Source organism: Listeria valentina (assembly GCF_011800755.1).
In the GTDB taxonomy this organism is placed as follows: Bacteria; Bacillota; Bacilli; order Lactobacillales; family Listeriaceae; genus Listeria; species Listeria valentina.
Genome location: NZ_JAATJW010000010.1, coordinates 53,834 through 62,102, shown reverse-complemented (window position 1 = coordinate 62,102; position 8,269 = coordinate 53,834). Strand labels below are relative to the sequence as shown.

Here is an 8,269-nt window from a genome sequence, read left to right as displayed (position 1 = left end):
TATGTATGTTCTATCACAAGTATATCTAAAAAAAGACTGTAAACAAAGTTTTTCACTACTTTGTCTACAGTCTGAAAGCTTTCGTGCTAAGCACGAAAGCTTTTTTTATTTGATCCCTAGTTTTTCACGGACTCGTGTTCCTCTTGGCCCAAATAATTTATCGGAAAGGTGCAATTTAAAGGCCATGAGTGCATATAGTACTGCTCCTACTCCCCCACATAGAAGAATAAGGAAGAAAGCTGTAATTTTGTGATCGGGACTTAAAATATGGGAAAGTGGGAAATAAATGATCATCACAACGATAGACATAATCAAAGTTAAAAACATAAATAACGTGACACGTCTTGCAACTAGCCCAAATGAAAAGTGAGCGTAGCGCTTAATAATCATAATCATAAAGATACAAGAAACCGCGTATCCAAGTCCAGTTGCTAGCACAGAGCCTTTCGCTTCAAATAGCATGACTAGCGGCATTTGTAATACAGACTTTGTGAGTAAGCCTAACAATAAGCCTAGAACGGTGAATCGTTGTTCATCAATTCCCTGTAAAACGGCTGCTGTGACACTGAAAAGTGAAAAAAGAATCGCAAATGGCGCGGAAAATTGTAATAACGCCGTACCAGCATCACTTGCTTGGAAAAAGACGGTGAAAAGTGGTCGTGCCAGTAAGCCAATGCCGATACAGGCTGGAATTGTTAGGAACAGCAAAATCTGGAAAACATCGTTTAACTGACGTTTAACTTGTTCATGCTCTTTACGAACATAGGCTGCTGTTACAAGCGGAACTAGCGCCATGGAAAAAGCGATGGCAAGCGTTCCGGGAATTAAAATCAATTTTTGAATGTCGAAATTGATGATAGCCACGTAACTATTTACTTTGTGGGCAGAAAGTCCAATATATTGTAAAACTCGTCCAAGTGTAAATTGATCCACTAATTGATAAAGTGAAGTTGCCGAACCAACAATAATAAAAGGAATCGCAGATAAAATAATTTGCTTGTAAAGTGTTGGGATGGACACATGAAGCTCGCCCCTATCTTCAAGGAGCATTTGATCGAGTCCTCTTTTTCGTTTGGTAAAATACCACATCAGAATAGCCAAGCTTGCAAGTGCTCCTACAAATGCGGAAAATGTAGCCAAACTAATGGCTGTGACAACAGAACCTTTGACGATATACATTACAACAAATGTACTGCCAAGTAAAAAAGCAATCCGAACAATTTGTTCTACAACTTGTGAAACTGCTGATGGTCCCATTGAATTATAGCCTTGGAAAAAGCCACGCAACAAGCTCATCACAGGAATAATAAGAAGCGCGAAACTAACTGCACGAATCACTCGGATACCATCATCGAGACTGTATCCTCCTTCTAATTGTTGCAAGCTAGCAAGGAATGGTGCGAGCGAATACATGGCGATAAAACAAATAACGCCGGAAAGAATCATTAAGTAAACACCCGTTTTAAACAACCTTCGTCCAATTTTATATTCTTCCATAGCATTATATTTCGCAATATATTTTGCAATGGCGAGCGGAATTCCCGCTGTTGCTACACTCAAAAAAAGTTGATACGGCACATAACCAAAGTTATAAAGTAGCGCCGGCTTGTCTCCGCCAATAATAGCGTAAAACGGGATAACGTATAAAATCCCGAGCACCTTAGAAATTAGTGTCCCGAGAGTTAAGATAAATGTTCCGCGAAGTAATTTCGAACCCATCCTTAAACTTCCTTTACTTTAATTTAAAATAATCTCTTGTCTACTTTACCATTTAATGATTTAAAAAAAAAGAAGGAACTAAAAAAGAACAGGAAAAACTGTCCTTTTTCAGTGACGTTCAACTTTTTTAACGAAATAAGCAGATGCAATTCCCAAAACAATAAGCATTAAAGGTATAAGTATGCCTTGGAGAGAGAATCCTCCCTTTGCAATGCTTAAAATGACAGAAAAAATCATATAAGCAATATAAAGAATTTGAACGATAATACTCGTTGTAACACCCTTTCGAAGTCGGGTATAAACTATAAAAAATAAAATGGTAAATAAAAGGAAACAAATAATGTTAATACTTGTATTAATGAGTGCCCCACGAATTACTGCTTGTGACACTTTCACAGTTGAAAGTGTGAGCTGGACAGACACAAAGCCGATTACAGCAAGAAGTGCCTGAAGAAGTGAGAGCAAGGCAATAATGAGTGAAACTGTTTTAGCTTGTTTTATATACATTTCCTGCACGTTTTTCCTCTCCTTTATTACTGAAAACTTTACCATAGCAGTCCTTTCGGGTCAATCTTATTTCAAAACATTTGAAGAGACAAAAGACCTAATTAAAGATTCTTGATTGGGTCAATTTACTTAAATTAGTTTTATTTGTGAATGTTTTCACGTGAAACTATTTACAAACTTTTTTGGGTAAGTTATACTGAGTTTGTAATTAAGATAACACATCAAAAGAAATGCGGCAAAGTCGACTGCCACAATTTTTTTTGAGTAACAGGGACTCAAAGTGTCTAAGATGGGCTTTTACCGTCCCTATGATTAGGAGGAAAACAAAATGGCGATTAAAGAAGAAACAAGTCGTGAAGTTGTAGAAGTTCAAAAGATGATTGATAACCTTGCAAATAATGGACAAAATGCACTCAAAGAATTCGAAAGTTTTACACAAGAACAAATTGACCATATTGTGCATGCAATGGCTCTTGCCGGACTTGATCAACATATGCCGCTTGCAAAGATGGCGGTTGAAGAAACGGGTCGTGGATTATACGAAGATAAATGTATTAAAAATATTTTTGCAACAGAATATATTTGGAATAATATCAAAAATGACAAAACGGTTGGCATTATAAATGAAGATAAACAAAATGGTGTTATTGAAATTGCTGAACCTGTTGGAGTTGTCGCGGGTGTTACTCCCGTAACGAACCCTACTTCGACCACACTTTTTAAAGCGATTATTGCCATCAAAACAAGAAATCCCATCATCTTTGCTTTTCACCCAAGTGCTCAAAAATGCTCGGCTGAAGCTGCACGGGTTGTCTATGAAGCTGCAATAAAAGCAGGTGCACCAAAGTACTGTGTTCAGTGGATCGAAAAACCTGCAATCGAAGCTACCAAACAATTAATGAATCATGACAAAGTGGCTCTTGTTCTTGCAACTGGTGGGGCTGGTATGGTGAAATCTGCGTATTCAACTGGAAAACCTGCACTTGGTGTTGGCCCTGGTAACGTTCCCGCTTACATTGACAAAACAGCCAAAATCAAACGAGCTGTCAATGATATTATTCTATCTAAATCATTCGACCAAGGAATGATTTGTGCATCTGAACAAGCTGTTATCGTCGACAAAGATATCGCGAAAGAAGTTAAAGAAGAATTCCTTGCTAATGATTGTTATTTTGTCAAAGGAACTGAATTCAAAAAGTTAGAAAGTTATGTGATTCATCCTGAAACAGGTACGTTAAATCCAAATGTAGTTGGAAAATCCCCTGCTTGGATCGCGGAACAAGCTGGCTTTAAAGTTCCAGAAACGACGAAGATTTTAATTGCTGAGATTAAAGGTGTTGGAAAAGACTACCCTCTTTCGCATGAAAAACTAAGTCCAGTACTCGCTTTTATTGAAGCAAAAGGACAAAAGGATGCATTTGATCGCGCTGAAGAAATGCTTGAATTCGGTGGATTAGGACACTCTGCTGTGATTCATTCAACAGATCGAGAAGCACAAAAAGCTTTTGGCTTACGCATGAAGGCTTGCAGAATTATCGTCAATGCTCCTTCTGCTCAAGGTGGAATCGGAGATATCTATAACGGGTTCATTCCGTCGCTAACACTTGGATGCGGATCTTATGGGAAAAATTCCGTTTCTCAAAATGTTAGTGCCACTAACCTTTTAAATGTCAAACGAATCGCGGATCGGAGAAATAATATGCAATGGTTCAAGCTTCCTCCAAAAATTTTCTTTGAAAAATATTCCACACAATATTTACAAAAAATGGAAGATGTTAGCCGAGTTTTTATCGTAACTGACCCTGGAATGGTTGAATTTAAATACGTGGATGTCGTCATTGATCACTTAAATCGCCGTCAAAACGAAGTGGCTTACCAAGTTTTTGCTGATGTAGAGCCTGATCCTTCCGATGTAACTGTTTATAAGGGTGCTGAACTGATGAAAGATTTCAAACCAGACTGCATTATCGCTTTAGGCGGTGGTTCTGCAATGGATGCAGCAAAAGGAATGTGGCTTTTCTATGAACATCCTGAAGCTTCTTTCTTCGGACTCAAGCAAAAATTCTTGGATATTCGCAAACGGACATTCAAATATCCAAAACTAGGCGAAAAAGCGAAATTTGTTGCGATTCCAACAACAAGTGGGACTGGTTCTGAAGTGACACCTTTCGCAGTTATTACGGATAAGGAAAACAACATTAAATATCCACTCGCTGACTATGAGTTAACGCCAGATGTAGCGATTGTTGATAGTCAATATGTAACGACTGTCCCTGCACATATCACTGCTGATACTGGAATGGATGTATTAACCCATGCGATTGAATCTTACGTTTCTGTTATGGCAAGTGACTATACAAGAGGTCTTTCTATTCGCGCAATTGAGCTTGTTTTTGAAAATCTACGTGATTCTGTTTTGACTGGCGATGAAGATGCTCGCGAAAAAATGCACAATGCTTCCGCTCTTGCTGGGATGGCATTTGCGAATGCTTTCTTAGGAATCAACCATAGTCTTGCTCACAAAATTGGACCAGAATTCCACATCCCACATGGTCGTGCAAATGCCATTTTGATGCCGCATGTTATTCGTTATAATGCCGAAAAACCAAGAAAACATGCCCTCTTCCCTAAATATGAAAGCTTTAAAGCCGATGAGGATTATGCACGAATTGCACGAATAATCGGTCTAAAAGCAACGACAACAAAAGAAGGTGTTGAGTCTCTTGTAGATGCTGTTATCAAGCTTGGAAAAGATGTCGGGATTGATATGAGTCTTAAAGGTCAAAATGTATCGAAGAAAGACTTTGATGCTGTTGTTGATACACTTTCTGATCGAGCATTTATGGATCAATGTACAACGGCTAATCCGAAACAACCACTTGTTAGCGAACTAAAAGAAATCTATCTTAAAGCTTACCAAGGTGTTTGAATTTCAAAATAAGAGAATTCCTCCCCTCTTTCATTTGAAAGAGGGGTTTTCTCATGCTCAAGTCCTAGATAAATTCAACCTTAGGCTTATTGTTTTGGTTCTCTCGTTTTAGATATAATATAGAAGTTAATTCATAATTGTCTAAAGGAGTGAGAAAATGACGGAAACAGTGTTACAGCTAGATAATGTCTCAAAAAAAATTGGGCAAAAAGAAATTGTACATAACATTAGTTTTGACGTTCAAAAAGGAGAGGTGTTTGGTTTACTTGGTCCAAATGGTGCCGGTAAAACAACGATTATTCGTTCCATCGTACGACTAATCAAAAAAACAAGTGGTGAAGTACATATCAGTGGTGTCAATGTCGATGAAAATTTTAAAGATGCGATTAAAAATGTCGGCGCTATCATTGAAAATCCAGAATTTTATATGTATATGTCAGGATTTAATAACTTAAAGCAATTTGCCAGAATGAGTCGCAAAGAGATCCCACAAGAACGTTTGATGGAGATTGCAGAACAAGTAAAACTTGGTCATGCGATTCACAACAAAGTAAAAACATATTCCCTTGGGATGCGGCAACGCCTTGGACTTGCCCAAGCGCTTATTCACGAACCTGATTTACTTATTTTAGATGAACCAACAAACGGACTTGATCCCCAAGGAATGCGCGAATTTCGCGAACTAATCCGTTCGCTTGCACAAAATGGAACTTCTGTTTTGATTTCAAGTCATTTGCTTAGTGAAATCCAACAAATTACAGATCGCTTCGCTATCATCAACCATGGTAAATTGACACATATCGAAAGTATCCGTGACCTTGAAAAAGAAGCTAAAGTAACGATTCAATTAGAAGTTTCTGATCCTGAAGCTGCGAAACTAGTATTAGAATCGCTTGAACTTGAAATAAAAGCGCAAACGGAAACACAATTGACGCTTGAACTTAATAGCGAGCTCATCCCTGAAATTGCGAGAGCACTCGTAAAAGCTAATATTGATATTTTGGAACTTGCAAAAGTTCATGTTTCGCTCGAAGATCGCTTCTTAGCATTAACGAACGGAGGAGAAACTAAATGAACTTAATAAAAAATGAATGGCAAAAATTATTTCTTCGTAAATCCAGTTGGATTATGCAACTTGTGCTTATTCTTATGGTTTTTTTCATGGCACTTCTTTTATTCTTTGTCAATAAATCAATGAGCACTACGGAACGTCCTACAGAATCGCCACTCGGTGTGACGCAATATACGAATGCTTCTGGACAGCCTATTTCGGAAGATCAGTACAATGAGATGGTTGATCAAGGTAGCGAAAAAGCAAAACAAGTTCAAAGAACGGTTCTTTCACCAAAAGAATCAGTAGCTGCTTTAAAAATGCAAAAGAAAGCCGTTACTGATACACAAACTAAAAAAGAAATTCAGCGTCAAATTGACTATTATCAAGTTTATGCAGATAAAGGAAAAACACCTAAGGAATCCGCTAGTAGCCCTTCAGGGGCGGAATTTTTCGGGAATTTAGCCCAGGAAGCAAGTATCGCAACTATTTTAGTGGTCATTGTAGCAAGCACCATCGTAGCTTCTGAGTTTTCTGGCGGGACCATTAAGTTGCTTCTAACGCGACCGTATTCTCGCTCGCAGGTTCTTGCTTCCAAACTGATTGTTTGTATTCTTTATGCAATCATTTCGAGCATCGTGCTGTTTGCTTCTTCCCTTCTCTTCTCGTTTATGCTAGGCGGTGGATCTTATAGCTTGCCGATTTCTCCAGAAACCGGGGGCTTAAATGCTTTCGAAATGGCACTTAAACTAACTGGAACGAACTTTGTGTTAATGCTTACTTTCCTGAGTATCGCTTTCTTGTTCTCATCCGTTGTCCGTTCGCAAGCTCTTGCTGTCGGCGTTGGGATTGGAGCTTTATTTTCAGGAAACATCATTTCTGCTTTTCTGCCACTGGCAATTGCGAAATATGATTGGTTGAAGTGGTTAATTTTTAATCTCTTCCAGCTAAATTCACTGGCACTTGGAAATGAAATAGCAGGAGGACTTGCGATGTGGCAAGTGATTCTCACATTATTTGCTTACATTATAGTCATTCTTGGTTTCACTTTCTATATCTTTAAAAAACGCGATGTAGCTTTAAGCTAACTAAAAAAGAAACCAAAAGAGAGAAAATCGAAAAGATTTTCTCTCTTTTTTTAAGCTCGGTTCAAACTGTGGAATGGACATGAAACAACATGATCGTCAAGCACTCCAACAGCTTGTAAATAAGAATAAATAATGACCGGTCCAACAAATTTAAAACCCCGTTTTTTCATATCACGACTCACTCGTTCTGACAACTCATCTTGAGCCGGCATGTCTGATTCGTTTTCAAAGTGATGAATAATCCGTTTATGGTCAGTGAAATGCCAAACATAGGAAGAAAATGAGCCAAACTCCGCTTGAACTTTAAGTGCAGCTTCAGCATTTGTTTTAACTGCACGGATTTTTAAGCGATTTCGAATGATTCCTTCATTTTGTCTCAACTGTTCTAAATCGTCTTCTGAAAAATGTGCGCATGCTTTAATATCAAAATTGGCAAATGCTTGTTTGTATGCATCCCGTTTATCTAAAATCGTTCGCCAGGAAAGCCCAGCTTGCGCCCCTTCTAAATTTAACATTTCAAATAAATAGCGGTCGTCATAGCTCGGAACACACCACTCCTCATCATGATAAACCTGCTCGCGTTCACTACTTCTAGCCCAGTTACACCCCGCTTCTTCTCCCACTTATTCCACGTCCTTTCTTTAGTGAATTAAAATATAATATGTACTCATAAAAGCAGCCACAAAAAAACCGCATAAAGAAAAAAGCAAGCGTTCGCTGCGTCTCTCGGTAATGCCAACTGTCAAACTTACCGCAATAAAAAGCAAGAGCAAAAAGCGGTTCAATTGCAAGTTTATTCCAAAGAAAAGACACACACTCGCAAGAAACACACCTAAAACAATGACGGCAATAATCTGCCAAATCTCTTTTTTCATTTTAATTCTCACTTTCTTTAACCTACTATCAGTATAGAACATTCGTTCTCTTTTTACAAGTCAAATAGGGATCATTTGCCAAAGCAAACGATCCCTTGTT

At 38.2% G+C, this 8,269-nt stretch carries 7 protein-coding genes; 3 read left to right on the top strand and 4 right to left on the bottom strand.

Features of this window, described 5'->3' with window-relative positions; all coding sequences use genetic code 11:
- Positions 1–105: 105 nt before the first annotated feature.
- Together HCK02_RS04530 and HCK02_RS04525 are read right to left on the bottom strand one after the other, a co-directional pair.
- Entirely contained in the window at positions 106–1,719 is a 1,614-nt protein-coding gene (locus HCK02_RS04530) for a putative polysaccharide biosynthesis protein (protein ID WP_167628927.1), read from the bottom strand.
- 108 nt (positions 1,720–1,827) lie between these two features.
- Entirely contained in the window at positions 1,828–2,226 is a 399-nt protein-coding gene (locus tag HCK02_RS04525; RefSeq protein WP_246215525.1) for a hypothetical protein, read from the bottom strand.
- A 328-nt stretch (positions 2,227–2,554) separates the two neighbouring features.
- Between HCK02_RS04525 and adhE the strand changes: the two genes are divergently transcribed.
- The 3 genes from adhE (at position 2,555) to HCK02_RS04510 (ending at position 7,294) form a co-directional block, all read left to right on the top strand.
- Positions 2,555–5,155: a bifunctional acetaldehyde-CoA/alcohol dehydrogenase gene (gene adhE, locus HCK02_RS04520; protein ID WP_167628925.1), complete on the top strand. Its 2,601-nt coding sequence runs from the start codon at positions 2,555–2,557 to the stop codon at positions 5,153–5,155.
- Between the two features lie 157 nt (positions 5,156–5,312).
- Positions 5,313–6,230: an ABC transporter ATP-binding protein gene (locus HCK02_RS04515; protein WP_167628924.1), complete on the top strand. Its 918-nt coding sequence runs from the start codon at positions 5,313–5,315 to the stop codon at positions 6,228–6,230.
- Positions 6,227–7,294, top strand: coding sequence for an ABC transporter permease subunit (locus tag HCK02_RS04510; RefSeq protein WP_167628923.1), 1,068 nt, complete (start codon positions 6,227–6,229; stop codon positions 7,292–7,294). The genes HCK02_RS04515 and HCK02_RS04510 overlap by 4 nt, the downstream gene beginning before the upstream one ends.
- A gap of 50 nt (positions 7,295–7,344) precedes the next feature.
- Here HCK02_RS04510 and HCK02_RS04505 read toward each other — a convergent pair whose 3' ends face one another.
- Both HCK02_RS04505 and HCK02_RS04500 read right to left on the bottom strand, forming a co-directional pair.
- Positions 7,345–7,917 carry a DNA-3-methyladenine glycosylase I gene (locus HCK02_RS04505; RefSeq protein WP_167628922.1) on the bottom strand — a complete coding sequence of 191 codons (573 nt, stop codon included), beginning with the start codon at positions 7,915–7,917 and terminating at the stop codon, positions 7,345–7,347.
- 18 nt (positions 7,918–7,935) lie between these two features.
- A complete protein-coding gene (locus HCK02_RS04500) occupies positions 7,936–8,169 on the bottom strand; it encodes a hypothetical protein (protein ID WP_167628921.1) in 234 nt (77 codons plus the stop codon).
- Positions 8,170–8,269: the final 100 nt, after the last annotated feature.